The following is a 19538-nucleotide window of genomic DNA, read 5'->3' as shown; positions in this document are numbered from 1 at the left end:
AGGAATCGATAATTAATGCAACAATATTGCGTTAATTATCGCTGTTTGTTTACCTTTGGAATTGTGATTGAGCAAAAATGGATGCAAGCAAATTTGACGTAATTATTATAGGCGGAAGCTATTCCGGACTTTCAGCAGCTTTGGCACTGGGTAGATCTCTGAGAAAAGTTTTGGTCATTGACGCTGGTAAACCCTGCAATAGACAAACTCCCCATTCCCATAATTTTTTGACACAGGACGGGAAAACTCCGGCAGAAATATCTTCAATAGGCCGAATGCAAGTTGAGCAATATGACACGGTCACTTCCCTTTCAGGATTTGCCGTGGATGCAAAAAAGACCAATTCGGGCTTCGAAATCAAAACCGAAGATGACAAAGTCTTTGAAGGAAAAAAGCTGATTTTAGCAACTGGAGTTAAAGATATTATGCCCGAAATCCCCGGTTTTGCAGAATGCTGGGGAATTTCTGTGATCCACTGTCCTTATTGTCACGGTTACGAAGTACGAAATGAAAAAACAGGGATTTTCGCCAATGGTGATTTCGGATATGAATTCGGAAAGATGATCACCAACTGGACGAATGATCTGACACTTTTCACCAATGGTAAATCAACATTGACAGTTGAACAATCGGAAAAACTGGAATCTAAAGGCGTCAACATTCTCGAAACTGAGATTGAAAGTATTGAGCACAAAGCAGGCAAGCTTGAACATTTGAACCTCAAAGACGGCAGTATTTTCTCGCTAAAAGCCATGTATGCAAAGGCACCCTTTGTGCAAAGTTCACAAATCCCATCTCAGCTCGATTTGGAGCTGACTGAACAAGGACTAATTCAGGTAGATCAATTTCAAAAATCTACCATCCCGGGAGTTTATGCATGCGGGGATTCTACGACTATGTTTCGCTCAGTATCACAAGCTGTGTCGTCGGGAACTATGGCAGGAGCTGCGTGCAATAAGGAATTGATCGATGAAGCTTTTTAGAAAAAAATAGGGGCAATTTCATCACTTGAAATTGCCCCTATTTATACTTAGCTACTTTTACTTGACAACTGAAGCAAGTTTCTCAAACACAGCTTTCTTCGGTTCAAGGTTTCTGTCAAATGGTAAAGGATAATTTGTACGTCCACGTACGGGAAAATTATTTAACCAGCTGTTACGATCACTCAATCCCCAAAATGTAACTCTGGTGATTTTATCTTTGTGTTTTTCATAAATCTCAAAAATATCAGCATACCGCTGTGCTAGTTGAGCTTCAGCTTCCGGGGTGATTCCATCCTTATAGGGATTGTATTCATCTGAATTGGCAAAGTTCATGTTCAGATCTGCACCTACAGCTCTTCGAGGACGGGGCAGAACATCCACATCCAACTCTGTAATCATCACCTTGAAACCAGCCTCGTGAATATCAATTATGCCTTGCTCGATTTCTTCAAGAGTCGGTGTATCAAGTTGATAATGTCCTTGCATACCTATGGCATCCACTTTTATTCCCTCTGCCTTCATTTCTTTGGCAAAATCAAGAATACCTTTCCGCTTTGAAGCCTTCCATACGTTGTAGTCATTGTAGTAAAGTTCAGCTTCAGGATCAGCAGCATAAGCTTTACGAAACGCTTCCTTGATAAAATCTTTGCCAGCAATCTGATACCACTTTGAATTCCGAAAACTTCCGTCTTCTTCAAACGCCTCATTCACCACATCCCAGCCATGAATTTTGCCTTTGTATCGACCTGCTACGGCTTCAATATGTTCTTCCATCCGACTGAGCAGCACATCCTTGTCCACGGTATTCCCCGATTCATCTTCGAATACCCAGTTTGGAACCTGCTGATGCCAAACCAAACAATGACCAATCGTAAATGCACCAATCTTTTCTCCTAAAGCCACATAAGCATCTCCAAACTCGAAGCTGTATCGATCAGGACCTGGATGAACTAATTGCCATTTCAGTCCATTCTCTGGACTTAGACTGTTGAAATGATTTTCGATCAAGGCACTCTCCTTAGAATCGGTACTATTAACTTGCCTTCCATTCAATGCTACGCCAATATGATAGCTGTCTGAGAAAATGTCCTTCAGTCCCTCATTTTTCGGTTTTTGAGCCGAAAAAATCAAGGTGAGTAAAATAAATGTAATAGGTTTTTTGAGCATAATTAATTGAGTTTATCACTAATTGTAAGTTAACTAAAAAGAATATTATATGCCTGTTGATCAGTAACAAGTGATTTTTTACAGGTATTTAATTTGATGGCCGGTCAAAATTTCATTTTTTGATAAATATCAACCAATTAGTTCGCTTATGTACATAACTTTAATGAGCCATTTTAAATACCCAAAACACCATGAAACTTCTCAGCTCCTTCGCACTATTACTATTTTCTATCATAGGATTCAGCTGTGGCAGCTCTTCTAATGAACAGACCTTTGACAGCTCTGTACTTCCTAGAATGACAGAGGAACAGACAGAAAAAATCGTAGAAGATTTTATCATGGCCGAAGATGGGGCGACAATTGAAATCCCAGCAGGTTTCTATGAATTGAACACTCAGTTGATCCTTGACAACAAATCAAACATCACCATCATAGGTGCTGGGCTGAAACAAACCGTTCTTTCTTTCAAAAACCTTAAAACTGGTGGAGAAGGAGTGAAACTGGTTGGCAATAACATTACCATTCAAGACCTGACCATCGAAGATGCACCTGGAGATGGCGTTAAGGCACAGCATACGGATGGAATTACCTTTCGAAGGATCAATGTAACGTGGACGAACGGTGACAAGTCTAAAAATGGAACTTATGCGATTTATCCTGTTCAGTGTAAAAATGTGATGATAGATGAGTGCATCGCTTCTCATTCCAGAGATGCGGGAATCTATGTAGGACAATCTGAAAATATCATTGTCAAAAACTCTCTTGCCTTCGGAAATGTCGCTGGGATAGAAATCGAAAATTGTGATAATGCAGAGGTGTTCAATAATGTCGCTCGTAATAATTCTGGCGGTATTTTAGTTTTCAACCTACCCGGTTTGCCGAAGGCGGATGGAAAAGGCACTAAAATCTACGATAACGACATCATTGAAAACAACCATAAAAATTTTGCGACAGCATTAGGAGAAGGTCCAAATGGAAATACTGTCACGATGATCCCTCCTGGATCTGGATTGATACTTTTAGCGGTCAAAGAAGTAGAGGTTTATAATAACCGTATTCTTCGCAATAAAACCACAGGAGTGGCTATTGCTAGTTATCAAATCACTGGTTTTCCCAGTGAGTCTCCAAACTGGTCACCTTTCACCAAGGATGTTTATGTGCATGACAACGAATACGATCGCACAAAAGGATTTCCTGATTTGAGTAGAGAGCTGGGACAATTAATCAGCATTTATAATGCTCACGGCAAAGCTAAAACCCAAGATATCATATATGATGGCATTTGGGATGAGTCGATTAGTGATGATATTTCAACTAACCCGATGAGAATTTGTCTTTCAGAAAAAGGCATGAAAGATTTATACTTTACCCGGTTCTCACTTATGAATGGGGAAGATAATATTGAAGCTTTTTCAGATGCCTCACCCTTCCAAAATTGTAAAGTCAGCGTAACTACAAACGTCAGCACAATCGCTGAAATGTGATGCAAACAAGTAAGATTTTCTGGGGAGTTAATTTAATGCTAGCATTGGTGATTTCCATCTTTGCCTGCAAAAAGGAACCTACCAGCTCCCAAACCGCTTCACCTATTTTAGAGGACGAGCTAGCAGATGGCACTTTTCCTTACAAAAGGCTATCTACTTATGGATTCTTTTCTGGGGAAATGAATAAGCTCAATCCAGTAGAAGCAGTAATCCCATACAAGCCGGCTTCATCACTTTTCACAGATTATGCCTTGAAAAGCCGATTTATATTCTTTCCTGAAGGATTAAAAGCGAGTTTGACAAGCAATGAACTGGATTTTCCTGAGGGCACAGTTTTAATCAAAAACTTCTATTATCCAGCAGACTTCAGAAAACCAGAAAGCGGTAGAAGAATCCTTGAAACCAGACTATTAATCAATAGTGAGAAAGGATGGGAAGCATTTCCATATATCTGGAATGGCAGCCAGACAGAAGCCGTTCTAAAAGTAGTAGGAGGAGAAATTGAGGTCTCATTCACCGATTATGATGGAAAAGATCAAGTGATCGATTATATCATACCGAATAAAAATCAGTGCAAAACCTGTCATAACAAAAACGAATCTCTGACTCCTATTGGTGTGAAAGTTCAACACTTAAACAATGAATTGGAATTCAGTTCTGGCAAAGCCAATCAACTCGAATATTGGACTGAATTAGGCAAATTGGAAGGCTTCAAAGGAGAAAATGCCCATCCGTCAATGATCGATTATGAAGACAGTAAGCTCCCCTTAGATGAACGAGCCATGGCTTACTTGGACATCAATTGCGCTCATTGTCACAGCGAAGAAGGCCCTGCGAGTACTTCCGGGCTTTTTCTCACCTATGATCAGACTGACCCAAGGAAATTAGGTGTGAACAAAATCCCAGTTGCGGCAGGAAATGGAGCTGGAAACTTTGATTTTGATATTGTTCCTGGCAAAGCAGATGAATCCATTCTTACCCATCGAATGAATTCCACAGAAGTTGGGATAGCTATGCCTGAGCTTGGAAGAACAACTATTCATAAAGAAGGCGTTCAGCTAATCAAGGATTGGATTAATGGAATGAAATAAAAAAAGCTCCGCCAATTAAGACGGAGCCTCTAATTCTATATTGAATCTCCTTAGAAGGTATAACCTGCAGACAATTTAAAGCCTCTGTTATATACATCAGCATCACTATCTTTGAATATAGGAGTGAAACCATAATCATAGGAAGCCTGCACGTTGAATCCTTTTGGAAGATTATACCCAACACCCAAGATTAATCCAAAATCAGTTTCTTTGATCGCATCTGAGTTATAAGAAACGGTGTTACCAAAGAAATCACCTTCAAACTTCGAACTTGCAAGGAATGAGATTTGAGGTCCAGCGAAGATATTAATCCCCTCTGCAGGATACATTCTAAAAAGTACTGGAATATCCACGTAATTCAAAATTGCTCTGCTATCTGCAAAATCATCATTTTGAGTTCCTTTCACAGAATAGTAAACTCCTGGCTCCAACGCCAAACGATCTGTCATAAACAGCATGGTGTAACCACCTACATGAAAACCTACTCTATTAGTGTAAGAATTTTCGGAGACATCGTCGCCGCCAAAGTTGAAAAGGCTGGCTCCACCTCTGACACCAAATCCTCCTAATTTCTCAGATGATTGTGCTTGAGATAGCTGGACTGCGCCGAGTCCAAGGGCAAGAAATAGCAATACTTTTTTCATAGTCAAATACTAGTTGGTCTTGCAACTGTATTCCCATGACCATGCCAAAGAGCAAATATTCAGTCTAAATTCTCTATTACTTTTTTATCGATATAGTTCGAATTCAGCAGACTCAATGCACCCATATATTTCATGTCAAAATTAAGTGTATCTCCGACCTTATAGTTATTCGGATTTTTCCCCAAATTGATAATCAACATATCTGAACTAGCGCCAAGTATCTCATACTTATCATCACTTGGAATCAGATATTTCGGATCTACATCAAGCAATCCTATATCGATGATTGCTCTAAAAGAACTTTGTCCATAGAGCGATTCGTCAATCTCAGCAGTTTCTCCTTGTGGGTTAGCGGCCAGATTTCCAACCGGTAAGAGGGGTTTTTCCTGCATTTCTATGATCTCAGCATGCAATTCGAACACATCTCCGTTCATGCCTTCAATTACCTTTTCCTCAAACAAATCAAGTCCAAAATATAAAGTCTCCCCTACTCGAAAATGATTGATTCCTTTAGGTAGCTGGTGCGTTAGCATTAGAGGAATCGTTACAGAAGTTCCAGCAGAGACCCAAGGAATTTCTTTGTTGAATTTAAGCTCAATGATTTGCTTGTAAAGCGAGAGCTGAATCAGTTTATCCGTAGATGGCATTACGCCATTAAGACAATTCAGATTTGTCCCGAGACCAATTACCTCAATGTTTGGAAGCTGGAAGATTTGGGAATAAAATTCCACCAATTGCTCTCCCATCACGCCTTCGCGAAGATCGCCTGTCTCGACCATAATGATGATCTTATGCATTTTGTCCTGCTCTACAGCTTCTTGGCTGATCCATCGGATCGTTTCTAGTTCGCTATTCAAACTGACATCTGCAAACTGCACCATCTTACCTAAATTCCTTTTGGAAACGGGCTTGATATAAACCGTCTGAATATCCGATTGAAGAGACTTGACCATAGCTAGATTGCTTATTCTGCTATCATGTATTTCATCTACTCCAAGATTGATAAGCTCTTGTAGAAAAAGCCTATTGCCGCAGAGCAATTTTGAAACTACTCCCCAAGAAACTTCATTTGCTGTAAAGGTCTTCTTGAGAAACTCAAAATTCTCCTTGAGTTTTGCTCTATTTAATGTCAGATAAGCCATCTCACTTAGTCAACCTCATTTCAAGGTATTTATTAGTAAATCCGATTCTTTCGTAAAGTTTTTTGGCAGGATTATCAGGTTCTACGTGCAAGGCAATTGAACCATTAGCCATTTTTACAGCAGTATCCATGATTTTCCCGCCGATACCTTTTCCTCTTTGGGCTGCATCTACAGCAATGTAAACCAAGATGTTTTCAGGGATATAGCCTGACATACCTGTTTTATTCATTACCAAAACGCCTAAGAGGTTACCGTTTTCTCGAGCCATTACGACGAATCCTCCAGCATGGAGACTTTGATCCAGTGCATAGTCTAAGCATTTCATAATATCTTCCTTCGGATCACCATATTGACCAAGATGATTGAAAAGAAATTCTGCAATTTCATTTTTTTGTAAATAAGTAGCAGAATCAATAGTTGATAGAGTTTCTAGTTTGATCATATAGATTTTAACTTTGAACTGTTATTTTTTTCATAATAAACCACTGACAAAAACGTCAGCAAAGAGAGCGTAAGCCCGAATAAATTGGCATCTAAACCAAGAGGAAGTGAGACTTCGGATATTATCAATCCTGCCGTCAATGACCCGCCGGTAATCATGGATGCGGTGGCTGCTTTGGCACTAGACTGCCCAAAGAATAAACCTGCTATCACAGGCACAAGAAGCCCAGAGACCATAAAAGCATAGGAATATAACATCAAACTTAAAACCTCCGTCATCTGCCAAGCAATTATAATTGCGACAATGCCGATCACTAATGTCAACAATTGAGAGATTCTCATCTCTTCTTTCAGAGATTTGTATTTGAAGAACCTTCCTAAAATATCCGTAGTCATATTACCCGAAGCTGCCATCAAGCAGGAATCCGCGGTGGAAAGAACTGCAGAGAAATAGGCTGACATCATCAATCCCAAAATACCAGCTGGCAAAATCTGACTTAATAAAACAGGAAGACCCATCTCAGGGTCCATTGCTGTCGTGAATCCCTCCAATGCACCTTGCTCCACTGCCACTCTGGATAGTAAACCCAAAGAAACTCCTAAAAGTGCCATGATCGGCCATTCAAATAATCCTGCGATAAACCATGCCTTCTTGGCTGACTTTACATCACGCGCTGCAAAGATCCGCTGGTAAAGCGTCATACCCACAAACCAGATGGGGATAATCGTAATCCCCCAGTTGGCCAGATCCTGCCAAGTAAGATTAGTAAACGAGAAAAATTCCTGCGGCAAGGTACTTTGAATTCCTTCCCAGCCACCTACATAATTATATGAAATCGGAATCCCGATAAACATCAAACCAGCCATCAAGACAATCCATTGAATCGTATCCGTGTAAATCACAGCTTTCAATCCACCCATCACGGTATAAACAACGGCCACAGCTCCCATTATCAAAAGTGCATATGAAAGATCAAGCTCTTTGAAAGTACCTGAAGCAAGCTTTGCCCCAGCCAATAATTGCGAAGAAGTAAAACCAAGATATCCAAGGAAACAGATCACCGCGGCTACTTTCGCAGTGGTTGAATTGTACAGATGCCCTATGATCTGAGGAAAAGTAAAGAACTTTGCAAAAGCTGGATCGGACTTTACTCTGGGAATCAAAACTACTGCTGCAAGCCAAGCTCCCAAAAGTCCTGTGAAAAGCATCCAAGATCCTGACAGACCCATGACAAAACCAAGACCGCCAAGTCCAATGGAAAAGCCTCCTCCTACGTCAGTTGCTACGACGGATAGACCGATATGCCAGTGCCCGATATTCCGACCTCCCACATAGTAATCCTCCTGACCTGAGTTCTTTTTCATGTAAAAAAATCCCACACCCAGCATAGCAAGCATGTAGGCCACAAAGATCCCCAGATCTAAATAACTCATATCTATTTTCTATTTGTAACAAAATCTTCTTGAAATATAATTTTTCAAAGTTAAGCAATAAGGCTCGCATTCAAAATTTTAATTGGTTTAAAGGTTAAATTTGACCTTTCAGTGCAATTTTGGATTGGAATAATTCTAAAAATAGATTTAGAAGGGAGTATGAAGACAGGAGTAAGGAAATTAAAAAATCCTCTTTAAAAAGGTGGACACTTTAGAAATAAAGAAAAGTAGAAGAACTCTTGAATCAGAATATCAAATTAGAAAAGCTAGCTAAATGGTTAGAATTTTATTGAAAGGTCGAGTTCTCCACCGAGCCCCAATTCTACAATTTTTTTCAAGGTGGAAAGTCGAACTTCCTTAATATTATTCTCAATTTTTGAGATGTAAGATTTGGTTGTACCTACCTTCTGAGCAAGTTCTTCTTGAGTCATTCCTTTTACTAGTCTTGCCTCATGGATCAATGAACCAATCTTGAAATTCTCGTACCCCTCTTCCAATTTGTCTCGCTCTAGCGTACCAATTTCCCCGTAATGCTTGTCCTTAAATTGGTCAAGGGTCAGTGTATTATTTTTCATTTTCATATTCCCTTTTAATTTTCAATGCTTTGTCTATTTCAGTTCTAGGAGTCTTTTGTGTCTTCTTTTGTAATCCATTCATCAGCACAACAAGCTGTCCTTCGTCAAAGAAGCAAAAGATTCTAAAAATGTTATTCCCTACCTGAACTCTCACCTCATAAAGACCGTCAGTTCCTTGCAAATGCTTTAAATAGGTCGCAGGAATATTTTGGATTTCTTCTAAGAGGCTAATTGTCCAGATTATTTTTTGCTGCACTTTTTCAGTCTGCCGAATGAAGAAAGACTCAAAGTACTCCTTATAGAAAATAACCATTCTGACTTTAGTGCTCACGTAACAAAGCTACTCGAAGTTTCACTTTAGTGCAACTAACTTAGTGAAATACATGTGATTTATTGAGGGTACAAAGAATTAAATCAATTGCTCTTTGTGGCTATTCTTCCAAAAACCTAACGAAGAACCTTTCATCTCTCATTTTGTTGCCTTCAATGCGGTTTGAAGCCCCGACGCTTCGCGCGGTAGCAATGTTTTTTAACTTGAAACTGCAAGCACAAAATGATACGATTTGATACGTTTAAATTTGATTATGATACGAAAAATGTCATTGTTTTCAGTTGTAAGATTGCCTTGTTGAGAGTTCGTAACGCCTTGTTACTAATTCTATAACTCTTGAGTGAATTTCACTGCGGGCGAGAAGCCCTTTTAAACTTCTATTAATGTTTCGCTAGTAAGCGACGTTGCGGAAATAAAAACCGGAATCTCTCGACTACCGAAAACAAAGTGATGGAAAAAAACTGTTTCCTTATTACAAAAAAACAGCAAAGCCTCTTACCAGCAGTTTCATCTCTAAGATATTAGTGAACGTTTTTATGATTAGCTAGCAATTCTAAAATTTTTATACTATCTGCATGAACCACAGTTTGATTCCCACATTTATTCTCATAATCTTTTAACACATCTAATTCTTCACTTGTATATTCATCAAACTTATAATTAACTTCATAAGTTGCTAACGAGAATAACAACGCTCTCATTTCAAATTTATCACCATAATAATTTGCAAAATAAATTGGAGCTTTAGGAGATCCCCAATACTCTTCCATAGTTTTTTCAAGTAACATTGCGTAATTATTCATAATTATTTTTGGTTATTATTTATTAATAAAGTTGGTTGTTTTTTGTGATTTCCCAAGAAAATGCTGGTAACGTTTTGCACCTACAAGAAGTTGGCAATTTCGGAGACAAAAACTGTCTGCCAACACTGAACTTGACGCGAAGAACAAAGCTTCGTTTAACCACTCAACCGCCAATTTCTAGTAGGTCCTGTTGTTAGTGGCGGACATTACTTTTGACCAAATAGTTTTTGATGCCATTTTAAGTTTCTTAATCGTTCAATTTCTTGTTCGCTTTGTTTCCTTGTTGCTTTTAATTCAGATATAACCTTTTTATTTCCTTGATCAGTTTTTTTTAATTGCAGTATTGACTTTTCAGCATTTTGTTTTTCAATTGTCAATGTGGACATTTCTGATTTTTGTTTTTCGTTTAGCTTTTCAAGTTCTTTGGTTTTGTCAAGCAAGAGTTTAATTGCTTTATTCTGTTCGTTCATTTTTGCTTGCTGACTATTTTTTTCTGTTTCTAAATCTTCAATCGCGTTTTCGAGAATGAGTTTTTCGTGGTTTGTTATTTCAAGCCCTTCAAGTGTCGTTGTCAATTTTTGTTTAAACGAACCAAGTTTAGAAGCAGTTACAATGAAATATTTTTTGAAACTTTCGGTTTCAATGTCATTTCTAAATTTTATAGCTTTTATGAAATTGGCGTATGCTTCAGTGAAATTTAATGATTTAAACTCTTCACGAACTTTTTTGTAATAAAAATCAGCTTTTCCTGAATTTAATTCTTGTACAATTAATGTACTTGGCGTTTCATTTTCAGCAAACTTAATGACTTGTGGATCTGTTTGAATAGCGTTATGGTTGATTCTTGTTTTTAGAATTAACCCATTGAATGAAGTACAACGGCTTAATGCAACATATACCTGTCCAGAAGCAAAAGCACCTCCTAAATCTGCAATTACTTTTTCAAAAGTTAAACCTTGACTTTTGTGAACCGTTATTGCCCAAGCAAGTTTTATAGGGTATTGAGTAAATATTCCAATAATTTCTTCTTCAATTTTTTTCTCTTTCTCATTCCAACTATATCTGATATTATTCCAAATCTGTTTTTCAACAATTAATTTGGTGATTTCTTTAGTGTCTTTATCTTCATATTCTACTGTAATTTTCTGGTTTTCTATTTTGATAATTTTTGCAATTGTTCCGTTGTAAATCCTTTTGGGTTTATCATTTTTTATAAACATAATTTGAGCACCTTCTTTCAATTGAAGCACTCTGTCTGTTGGCATTATGTTATCAGGAAAATCGTTTGTAATTGTCGCCTCAAAATGTTGAATTTCTCCAGGTAACATAGCTAACTTAGATAAATTTGTGTTTTTTACTATGTCATTGTGTGTTGCAAGGGTTATGTAATTTGAGTTTTCAGTTGGTGAAAAAGTTGGATTAAATTTTGAGTTAAGTAGGTTGAGTTCGTTTTGATTTACCTTGTTAATTCTTACCCTGTTTAAAAGCTCAATAAATTCTTGCTCATTTTGACGATAAATCTTTTTAAGTTCAATGTAAACAGGTTTATTACTCAAAATAACTTTTGAGCTAAAAAAGAAAGTGCTTTCATAGAATGGCTGAAGTATATGCCATTCTTTGTCTATAGGGGGTAACTGAAATGTGTCGCCAATGAGAATAACTTGAACACCACCAAATGCTTCATTTTCTCTTTTTCTGAAAACACGAAGTAGTCTATCAATTACGTCTAGTAAGTCACACCTGACCATAGAGATTTCATCTATAATCAGAAGTTCCAAACCTCTAATAATTTCTAATTTTTCTTTATTAAACTGAAAGTGATTATAGATGGTGCTTTTATCAGTATCTCCTTCTTCTGGTCTTGTTCGTAATCTTTTATCATTTGGCACGAAGGGTCCAAACGGAACTTTAAAAAATGAATTAATCGTTTGTCCACCTGCATTGATGGCAGCAACACCTGTAAATGCTAATACAATTGTGTTTTTCTCGGTTGTTTGTCTTAGATATTTTAAAAACGTCGTTTTACCTGTGCCTGCTTTCCCTGTTAAGTAAATTAGTGGGTGACCATATTTCACAAGTTCAGAAGCCCAAAAGAACTCTTCGTTCGTTTCATCTAATTCTATGTTGTCAATTATTGTCGCCATTATTTATTGTTTGCAGGGTCGTCCTATGCTTGCCAATATATGTTTATATACGTAAATACGCATATTTATTATGTATCTAGACCATCCTGAGATTTCTGACCTTTCATCTTCTCGATTTTTTCCATTACCAAATAAAACAAATAATCCATTATAAAAATCAAATCTAGCTCCCTCAAAACTAGGAACTTATTACAACTGCCCCAACTTCGCTTAAAAGTTGAGCCTTCCCAAAATAAAAACCAATTGTTGCTTATTTTTCCCCCAAACCAAAAAAAGCCGACTCACGCCGGCTTTTACTATAAAATCTATGCTTCAATTAAACGTTCTCGCTTTTCACTGTAGCTGAGAAATACTCTCTGTTCATTCTTGCGATATTCGTCAAACTGATGCCCTTTGGACATTCAGCTTCGCAAGCACCTGTGTTAGTACAAGCTCCGAATCCTTCCGCATCCATCTGGGCTACCATTTTCTCTACTCTGGACATTCTTTCTACTTGTCCTTGTGGTAACAATGCCAACTGGGAGATTTTTGCAGAAGTGAAAAGCATCGCAGAAGCATTCTTACATGCAGCTACACAAGCTCCACAGCCTATGCAAGTCGCGGAATCAAACGCTTCATCAGCAATTCTCTTTGGAATAGGTATCTCGTTTGCGTCAGGGACGCCACCTGTATTCACAGATACATAACCACCTGCCTGGATAATTCTATCAAAAGAACCTCGATCTACCACCAAATCCTTCACAACTGGAAAAGCCGCAGCTCTCCACGGCTCAATCGTGATGGTATCTCCATCCGAGAATGAACGCATATGAAGTTGGCAGGTCGTAGTCTGCTGAGGGCCATGTGGATGGCCATTGATATACAATGAGCACATGCCACAGATCCCTTCACGGCAATCATGATCAAAGTGAACTGGATCTTCTCCTTTTATAGCGAGTTCTTCATTCAAGACATCCATCATTTCTAGGAATGACATGTCTGTGGAAATACCATCTATAGGATAGGTGACAAAACCGCCTTTATCGCCGGCGTTTTTCTGTCTCCATATTTTTAATGTCAGTTTCATAATTAATAGCTATGAATTAAGTCTTGAATTTATTTGTAAGATCTCTGAGTCAGCTTCACGTTTTCGAAAACCAACGGCTCTTTGTGTAATGTTTCAGGAGCATTCTCTGCCATGAACTCCCAAGCAGCCACATATGCATAGTTCTCGTCATCTCTGAGTGCCTCTCCTTCTGGAGTTTGAGATTCTGTCCTAAAGTGTCCGCCGCAAGACTCGTTTCTATTCAATGCGTCGTCCACCATTAATTCTCCAAGCTCTATGAAATCAGCTACTCGGCTTGCTTTTTCCAATGTCTGGTTTAGTTCTTCGTTTGCACCAAGAACTTTTACCTCTGACCAGAATTCTTTTTTAAGCTCCTGAATCATTCCTTTGGCTTTCGTCAATCCTTCCTCGTTTCTAGCCATACCACAGTTATTCCACATGATAAGTCCAAGCTTTTTATGGAAATAATCAACCGTTTTAGTACCGTTGATACTCAAAAGCTTTTGGATAGCATCCTTCACACCTTTTTCTGCTTTCGCAAATTCTGGATGGTTGACATCTACAGGACTTGGCCCTATTTGTGCCAAATAATCGCCGATAGTGTACGGAACTACGAAGTATCCGTCTGCCAAACCTTGCATCAAAGCGGAAGCTCCCAATCTGTTTGCTCCATGATCCGAGAAGTTCGCCTCTCCCAGAGAATAAAGTCCAGGAACAGTTGTTGACAAGTTATAATCAACCCAAAGCCCACCCATAGTGTAGTGCACTGCTGGATAAATCTTCATTGGTGTCTGATAAGGATTCTCACCGGTGATCTGCTGATACATATCAAACAAGTTGCCGTATTTAGCACGGATAGCATCTTCGCTGTCACGTTTGATCGCATCACGGAAATCAAGGAAAACAGCTTCACCGGTTTCGTTTACTCCACGTCCTTCATCACAAACATCTTTAGCATTTCTTGAAGCCACATCACGAGGCACAAGGTTACCGAAAGACGGATACTTTCTCTCCAAGTAATAATCTCTGTCCTCTTCCTTAATATCTTTTGGCTTGATTTCGCCTTTACGAAGTTTTTCAGCCATTTCTTTAGTACGTGGCACCCAAACACGTCCATCATTTCTAAGTGATTCGGACATCAACGTCAATTTGGACTGATGATCACCAGACACCGGAATACAAGTAGGGTGAATCTGAGTATAGCAAGGATTAGCGAAGTATGCCCCTTTCTTATGAGCTCTCCAAGCTGCGGTCACATTTGATCCCATCGCATTGGTGGATAGGAAAAACACATTTCCGTAACCACCTGTACATAACAGCACCGCGTGGGCAGCGTGGGTTTCGATAGCTCCGGTGATCAGGTTTCTAGTCACAATCCCTCTCGCATGGCCGTCGATAGTCACGACGTCCATCATTTCCGTACGTGGATAAAGCTTCACTTTGCCATTTGCCACCTGACGGCTCAATGCAGAGTAAGCTCCCAACAGCAATTGCTGTCCAGTTTGGCCTCTAGCGTAGAAAGTTCTGGAAACCTGCGCTCCGCCAAATGAGCGGTTGGCAAGTAATCCGCCGTATTCTCTGGCAAAAGGAACACCTTGTGCCACGCACTGATCAATGATATTTACTGAAACTTCTGCAAGTCGGTAAACATTGGACTCACGGGAACGATAATCACCACCTTTAATGGTATCGTAGAAAAGTCTATAAACCGAATCACCATCATTCTGGTAGTTTTTAGCAGCGTTGATCCCGCCTTGTGCAGCAATAGAGTGGGCTCGGCGTGGACTATCCTGGAAGCAAAAAGCTTTCACTTTATAGCCAAGTTCTGCAAGTGAAGCAGCAGCAGAGGCACCGGCAAGACCCGTACCCACTACAATCACTTCGTATTTCCGTTTGTTTGCCGGGTTGACCAGCTTACTGTTAAACTTATGTTTAGTCCACTTTTCGGCTAAAGGGCCAATTGGGGATTTTGAATCTAGTATCATAGGGGACTATAGATTAACTCTGTGTGAAATAGATGTAAACAGGCATACTGGCGAATAAAATAGGCACCAGAATGCAATAGATTTTTCCGATCACAAGAATGGCTGGAGAATATTTCTGGTGATTCAGCCCAAGCGTCTGGAATGCACTTGCAAATCCATGTGAAAGGTGAAATGCCAAGAATATCATTGCAACCACATATCCAATTACCATCAGCTCATTTTGAAAAGAAAAAGTGACTATACTGAATAAATCCTTGTACTCTTCACCACCGTAATTCACAACAGGAAGATCTCCCCAATGCATCTGAGCCCAGAAGCTCTGCATGTGCACCACGATGAAGATCAAAATGATTGTTCCCAATATCCCCATGTTACGGGAAGAGAACGTGGTAGATGGAGGTGTAGATACGCCATATCCAATCGGCCGTGCTGTTTTATTTCTTTTGGAAAGCCAAATAGAAAATATTACGTGGCCAATAATGGAAATATAAGTCACATAAGAAAGCAGCTTTACTGCGGGATTGGTGGTCATGAATTTGGCATAGATATTAAATGCCTCACCCCCATCATTCTTAAATAACAGTAAATTACCCGATACGTGACCTGTCAAAAACAGGATCAGGAAAAGTCCGGTCAATGCCATGATCAGTTTCCTGCCTATTGTGCTACTCAAGGTTTTTGTAACCCAGCTCATACAATTTTTGCGATTAGATTAAAACGAAGTCTTTGATTAATAGTGCCAAATTTACATTTGGAACAACTAGCAAACAATTCATTCAAAAACACTTCTCTTATTTTAATCAGTTCTAAATAGACTTCTATACTTGAAGAATTTGCTGCCTGCATAACTAAATGAAGAGATTTAATGTTTGATTTTGCGGGGATTTTCTACTTACTTCCATTTATTTCGTATAGGAAGAAAATGTTAGCTAAAACCTTAAAACAGGATAAATTCGTACATTCTATTTCTCCTTACTAATGAACTTGACCAATATGAAGCTGAAAATCACCCTTGGACTTTTTCTAATCTTTCTGATTGCAGGCAATTCTGAAGCTTGGGCAACACACATTAGAGCTGGTGAAATTACAGCTGAGCGAGATAATGTTCAGACATTATCCTACACTATCACGGTAGTGGGATATACGGATACACGCTCTAACGTGATATTCGGCCCAGGAATTATCAACTTTGGAGATGGAAGGGAGACAGAACTTCAGACTGATAGTGATTTTAGAGTAGTCGAAGATCTTGGTAATCAAATTGAGAAAAACACTTTTGTTATATCGCATGTCTTTCAAGGCCCCGGAACTTACACCATACGTTTTCAGGAATTCAACCGGAACGACAGAACACTAAACATGGACAACTCAGTGGATACTCCATTTTACGTTGAAACCACTATTACCATTGATCCATTTATAGGAGTGAATAACTCTCCTGTTCTTACTATCCCACCAGTAGACAACGGTGCTATAAATGTTCGATACATTCATAACCCAGGCGCTTATGATCCAGATGGCGATAGTTTGTCTTATGAATTAACAAGGCCCAGACAGCAGTATCAAAGGGAAGTAAATAACTATCGCAGCCCAGCATCATCTGAGTTCAGCTTTAGCCAAGAGGACGGTACTACACCTGCATTCCTGACTTTAGACGAAGTTACCGGTGATCTGGTCTGGGATGCCCCTGGTACGGCAGGACAATATAATGTAGCTTTTTATATCCATGAATATAGAAAACTGAATGGTGAATGGAAACGTATTGGCAGCGTCGTCAGGGACATGCAGATTATCATCGAAAACTCGGACAACAGAAGACCCGAATTGATTTTACCGCCAGATCTTTGCGTGGAAGCAGGCACATTGATAGAAGGTATCATTCAAGGTGAAGACCCAGATGGTGATCCAATCAAAATCGAAGTCTTTGGCGAACCTGTTGAAATCACAACCTCTCCAGCCACTTATTCCCCAGAGGCTGAATATCAGCCAACACCAGGAATTGTCAATTTCAACTGGCAAACAGTCTGCAATCATGTGAGAGCCAGAGAATATGAAGTGAGAGTAAGGATCACTGATCAACCAAGCTCCGGGCCGGCTTTGGTAGATATCAAGACTTGGAGGATTAAAGTCGTAGGCCCTCCGCCAGTATTTGATGAAATAGAACAAATGCCTGGCAGATCTGTGGAACTGAACTGGGATCCCTATGTATGCGCCAACTCAGCGAGTGAAATGCAAATCTGGAGAAGGATCAATTCAGATCCATATCTACCAGATAGCTGTGAGACTGGAATAAGAGCTGGTTATGAATTGATTGGGACTACCGATATGCAAACGCTAGATTTCCTAGACTTGAATGGTGGAGATGGTTTAGCTCCGGGAAATACCTATTGCTACAGATTGGTGGCAGCCTATCCTGAGCCTAGGCTTGGCGAAAGCATAGTGTCTGAAGAAATTTGCGTAACCATCGATGTGGATGTGCCTATCATTACAAATGTAAGTATTGAGGAAACAGACCCAACAGCAGGAGAGATTTTTGTGAAATGGACGCCTCCATATGATATTGACAAGGTTCAGTTTCCTGGCCCATATAGCTATGAACTTTTGCGAAGCACTGGATTTGCCGGGGATGTGGGACAAGTTTCTTTGGGAATTACTTCCGACACGCTTTTCACCGACATAGGGTTGAACACCCAAAATGTGGTTTACAATTATGAGGTAGTTCTTCTTGACAGAAATACAAAAATCGACACTTCTTCCAAAGCATCTTCTGTTTGGACTGATCTTACAATTATCAATGAAGCAATTGAGGTGAATTGGCAATTTACAGTGCCTTGGAATAATTCTGTCAGCGAATACAAACATGAAGTTTATAGAAATAGAACAGATGCTGCCGCCGCAGATGAGAATACTTTTGTAAAAATTGCGGAAGTCGATGTGACTACTGAAGGTTTTAGCTATTTGGACGATGGCAGCTTTAATGGTGTGCCCCTTGAAAAAGAAATAGAATACTGCTATTACGTGATTACCAAAGGTTCTTACAATGTGGCAGGTCTTGTATATCCTTTGGAAAACAAATCTCAAATCGTATGTGCTAAACCTGATGATAACCGACTACCGTGTCCTCCTGTATTGACTTTCGAAGGTCCGGAATGTACTGAATATACTGCTGAAGTCCCTTGTAACAATTCAACCTTTGAGCATGATTTAAGCTGGGTTCCGGATATATCAGGAGAATGTGATGATGAACTGAGTGGATATAAACTCTACTTCACTCCTGATGGTGAAACTGGTCAATTTGAATTGGTAGCAGAATTATCTTCTTTGGATCTAGAGACTACTATTTCAAATATTCCAAACTATCGGGGCTGCTACTACATTACAGCCGTGGATCGCTCCGGAAATGAATCTGAGCCTAGCAATATAGTCTGTGTGGACAATTGCCCGAGCTACAATCTGCCTAATGCTTTTACTCCAAATGGTGATGGTATAAATGAGACTTTTATGGCCTTTGACAATCCATTTGTTCAATGTCCAAGATTTGTACTGGGAGTTGACATCTTTATCGTCAATCGATGGGGAGTAGAGGTGTTCTCCTACAATAGTCTTGAATCTGCAGAAAACGATATCTATATCCGCTGGGATGGAAGAGATAAAAACGGAAACGACTTGCCAGCTGGCACCTATTATTACTCTGGCAATGTGGTATTCGACGTACTCGATCCGACACAAAAGGAACGAAGCCTAAAAGGTACGATTCAACTTCTTAGATGAAGCAACCCAAATCCATCATTTTCTTTGATGGGGTTTGTAACCTCTGCAATGCTTCCATTGATTTTGTGATCCAAAGAGATAAAAAAGATCACTTCTTAATGGGAGCTTTGCAGGAGGATTTCAGTAAAAAAATTCTTGCCAATTTTGATGTGCGGGAAGATTACCTGGATTCACTTGTTCTATTGGAAAAAGGGAAAATCTATTACAAAAGTACCGCTGCTCTAAAAATAGCCAGAAACTTATCCGGACTTTGGCCAGCTTTATACCCACTTGTTTTTCTGCCAAAATTTCTCCGGGATTCTATTTACAATTGGATAGGCAGTAACCGCTACCGATGGTTTGGTAAGAAAAATACCTGCCGACTTCCCACCACCGAGGAAAAAGCAAAGTTTCTCTCAGAAGAAACGATTTCCCAAACAAGTATCAGGTTTCATTCCTAAAAACTCACATATAAGCCGACTTTAGGAAAAGGCTTATATTTGCGCCGAACAAAAAAAA

The 19538-nt window shown here is 39.4% G+C and carries 17 protein-coding genes; 5 read left to right on the top strand and 12 right to left on the bottom strand.

Features of this window, described 5'->3' with window-relative positions; genetic code table 11:
• The first annotated feature begins 77 nt into the window (after window positions 1–77).
• A complete protein-coding gene (locus SYJ56_RS03940) occupies window positions 78–983 on the top strand; it encodes an NAD(P)/FAD-dependent oxidoreductase (RefSeq protein WP_323832334.1) in 906 nt (301 codons plus the stop codon).
• 57 nt (window positions 984–1040) lie between these two features.
• Here SYJ56_RS03940 and SYJ56_RS03935 read toward each other — a convergent pair whose 3' ends face one another.
• A complete protein-coding gene (locus SYJ56_RS03935) occupies window positions 1041–2150 on the bottom strand; it encodes an endo-1,4-beta-xylanase (protein ID WP_323832333.1) in 1110 nt (369 codons plus the stop codon).
• 191 nt (window positions 2151–2341) lie between these two features.
• On the opposite strand from SYJ56_RS03935, the gene SYJ56_RS03930 reads away from it, so the two are divergent.
• Together SYJ56_RS03930 and SYJ56_RS03925 are read left to right on the top strand one after the other, a co-directional pair.
• Complete coding sequence (locus SYJ56_RS03930) at window positions 2342–3634, top strand: parallel beta-helix domain-containing protein (RefSeq protein ID WP_323832332.1); 1293 nt, start codon at window positions 2342–2344, stop codon at window positions 3632–3634.
• Window positions 3634–4725, top strand: coding sequence for an SO2930 family diheme c-type cytochrome (locus tag SYJ56_RS03925; protein ID WP_323832331.1), 1092 nt, complete (start codon window positions 3634–3636; stop codon window positions 4723–4725). Before SYJ56_RS03930 ends, SYJ56_RS03925 begins: the two co-directional genes overlap by 1 nt.
• 50 nt (window positions 4726–4775) lie before the next feature.
• Here the strand turns inward: SYJ56_RS03925 and SYJ56_RS03920 are convergent, their stop codons facing one another.
• The 11 genes from SYJ56_RS03920 to SYJ56_RS03870 all read right to left on the bottom strand — a co-directional run bounded on the left by SYJ56_RS03920 (window position 4776) and on the right by SYJ56_RS03870 (window position 15963).
• The gene (locus SYJ56_RS03920) at window positions 4776–5369 is read right to left on the bottom strand and encodes a porin family protein (protein WP_323832330.1); all 594 of its coding nucleotides are present in this window, start codon (window positions 5367–5369) and stop codon (window positions 4776–4778) included.
• Window positions 5370–5428: 59 nt separating this feature from the next.
• Window positions 5429–6511: an alanine/ornithine racemase family PLP-dependent enzyme gene (locus SYJ56_RS03915; RefSeq protein WP_323832329.1), complete on the bottom strand. Its 1083-nt coding sequence runs from the start codon at window positions 6509–6511 to the stop codon at window positions 5429–5431.
• A 1-nt stretch (window position 6512) separates the two neighbouring features.
• Window positions 6513–6953, bottom strand: coding sequence for a GNAT family N-acetyltransferase (locus SYJ56_RS03910; protein ID WP_323832328.1), 441 nt, complete (start codon window positions 6951–6953; stop codon window positions 6513–6515).
• Window positions 6950–8386 (bottom strand): sodium:solute symporter family protein, encoded by a 1437-nt coding sequence (locus SYJ56_RS03905; protein ID WP_323832327.1) that lies wholly within the window; start codon window positions 8384–8386, stop codon window positions 6950–6952. Before SYJ56_RS03905 ends, SYJ56_RS03910 begins: the two co-directional genes overlap by 4 nt.
• Window positions 8387–8664: 278 nt before the next feature.
• Window positions 8665–8961 (bottom strand): helix-turn-helix domain-containing protein, encoded by a 297-nt coding sequence (locus SYJ56_RS03900; protein ID WP_323832326.1) that lies wholly within the window; start codon window positions 8959–8961, stop codon window positions 8665–8667.
• The gene (locus tag SYJ56_RS03895; RefSeq protein ID WP_323832325.1) at window positions 8951–9292 is read right to left on the bottom strand and encodes a type II toxin-antitoxin system RelE/ParE family toxin; all 342 of its coding nucleotides are present in this window, start codon (window positions 9290–9292) and stop codon (window positions 8951–8953) included. The genes SYJ56_RS03900 and SYJ56_RS03895 overlap by 11 nt, the downstream gene beginning before the upstream one ends.
• A 521-nt stretch (window positions 9293–9813) precedes the next feature.
• Window positions 9814–10095 (bottom strand): hypothetical protein, encoded by a 282-nt coding sequence (locus tag SYJ56_RS03890; protein WP_323832324.1) that lies wholly within the window; start codon window positions 10093–10095, stop codon window positions 9814–9816.
• A gap of 206 nt (window positions 10096–10301) precedes the next feature.
• Entirely contained in the window at window positions 10302–12239 is a 1938-nt protein-coding gene (locus SYJ56_RS03885) for an ATP-dependent DNA helicase (RefSeq protein WP_323832323.1), read from the bottom strand.
• A gap of 316 nt (window positions 12240–12555) precedes the next feature.
• Window positions 12556–13305 carry a succinate dehydrogenase/fumarate reductase iron-sulfur subunit gene (locus tag SYJ56_RS03880; RefSeq protein WP_323832322.1) on the bottom strand — a complete coding sequence of 250 codons (750 nt, stop codon included), beginning with the start codon at window positions 13303–13305 and terminating at the stop codon, window positions 12556–12558.
• A gap of 29 nt (window positions 13306–13334) precedes the next feature.
• Window positions 13335–15269 carry a fumarate reductase/succinate dehydrogenase flavoprotein subunit gene (locus tag SYJ56_RS03875; RefSeq protein ID WP_323832321.1) on the bottom strand — a complete coding sequence of 645 codons (1935 nt, stop codon included), beginning with the start codon at window positions 15267–15269 and terminating at the stop codon, window positions 13335–13337.
• Between the two features lie 13 nt (window positions 15270–15282).
• On the bottom strand, window positions 15283–15963 hold the full coding sequence (locus SYJ56_RS03870) for a succinate dehydrogenase cytochrome b subunit (RefSeq protein ID WP_323832320.1): 681 nt from the start codon (window positions 15961–15963) through the stop codon (window positions 15283–15285).
• A 299-nt stretch (window positions 15964–16262) separates the two neighbouring features.
• Between SYJ56_RS03870 and SYJ56_RS03865 the strand changes: the two genes are divergently transcribed.
• Both SYJ56_RS03865 and SYJ56_RS03860 read left to right on the top strand, forming a co-directional pair.
• On the top strand, window positions 16263–19040 hold the full coding sequence (locus SYJ56_RS03865; protein WP_323832319.1) for a T9SS type B sorting domain-containing protein: 2778 nt from the start codon (window positions 16263–16265) through the stop codon (window positions 19038–19040).
• Window positions 19037–19480, top strand: a complete 444-nt coding sequence (locus tag SYJ56_RS03860) for a thiol-disulfide oxidoreductase DCC family protein (RefSeq protein ID WP_323832318.1) — start codon at window positions 19037–19039, stop codon at window positions 19478–19480. The genes SYJ56_RS03865 and SYJ56_RS03860 overlap by 4 nt, the downstream gene beginning before the upstream one ends.
• Window positions 19481–19538 lie beyond the last annotated feature (58 nt).

It is taken from the genome of Algoriphagus aurantiacus (assembly GCF_035156405.1).
Lineage (GTDB): Bacteria > Bacteroidota > Bacteroidia > Cytophagales > Cyclobacteriaceae > Algoriphagus > Algoriphagus aurantiacus.
The sequence above is the reverse complement of the archived record's forward strand: the minus strand, read 5'-3'. Positions and strand labels throughout refer to the sequence as shown.

Excerpts from the sequence above, each read along its gene's own strand:
- SYJ56_RS03940 (WP_323832334.1), top strand. The coding sequence starts at position 78 with ATGGATGCAAGCAAATTTGACGTAATTATTATAGGCGGAAGCTATTCC.
- SYJ56_RS03935 (WP_323832333.1), bottom strand. The coding sequence starts at position 2,150 with ATGCTCAAAAAACCTATTACATTTATTTTACTCACCTTGATTTTTTCG.
- SYJ56_RS03930 (WP_323832332.1), top strand. The coding sequence starts at position 2,342 with ATGAAACTTCTCAGCTCCTTCGCACTATTACTATTTTCTATCATAGGA.
- SYJ56_RS03925 (WP_323832331.1), top strand. The coding sequence starts at position 3,634 with ATGCAAACAAGTAAGATTTTCTGGGGAGTTAATTTAATGCTAGCATTG.
- SYJ56_RS03920 (WP_323832330.1), bottom strand. The coding sequence starts at position 5,369 with ATGAAAAAAGTATTGCTATTTCTTGCCCTTGGACTCGGCGCAGTCCAG.
- SYJ56_RS03915 (WP_323832329.1), bottom strand. The coding sequence starts at position 6,511 with ATGGCTTATCTGACATTAAATAGAGCAAAACTCAAGGAGAATTTTGAG.
- SYJ56_RS03910 (WP_323832328.1), bottom strand. The coding sequence starts at position 6,953 with ATGATCAAACTAGAAACTCTATCAACTATTGATTCTGCTACTTATTTA.
- SYJ56_RS03905 (WP_323832327.1), bottom strand. The coding sequence starts at position 8,386 with ATGAGTTATTTAGATCTGGGGATCTTTGTGGCCTACATGCTTGCTATG.
- SYJ56_RS03900 (WP_323832326.1), bottom strand. The coding sequence starts at position 8,961 with ATGAAAAATAATACACTGACCCTTGACCAATTTAAGGACAAGCATTAC.
- SYJ56_RS03890 (WP_323832324.1), bottom strand. The coding sequence starts at position 10,095 with ATGAATAATTACGCAATGTTACTTGAAAAAACTATGGAAGAGTATTGG.
- SYJ56_RS03885 (WP_323832323.1), bottom strand. The coding sequence starts at position 12,239 with ATGGCGACAATAATTGACAACATAGAATTAGATGAAACGAACGAAGAG.
- SYJ56_RS03880 (WP_323832322.1), bottom strand. The coding sequence starts at position 13,305 with ATGAAACTGACATTAAAAATATGGAGACAGAAAAACGCCGGCGATAAA.
- SYJ56_RS03875 (WP_323832321.1), bottom strand. The coding sequence starts at position 15,269 with ATGATACTAGATTCAAAATCCCCAATTGGCCCTTTAGCCGAAAAGTGG.
- SYJ56_RS03870 (WP_323832320.1), bottom strand. The coding sequence starts at position 15,963 with ATGAGCTGGGTTACAAAAACCTTGAGTAGCACAATAGGCAGGAAACTG.
- SYJ56_RS03865 (WP_323832319.1), top strand. The coding sequence starts at position 16,263 with ATGAAGCTGAAAATCACCCTTGGACTTTTTCTAATCTTTCTGATTGCA.
- SYJ56_RS03860 (WP_323832318.1), top strand. The coding sequence starts at position 19,037 with ATGAAGCAACCCAAATCCATCATTTTCTTTGATGGGGTTTGTAACCTC.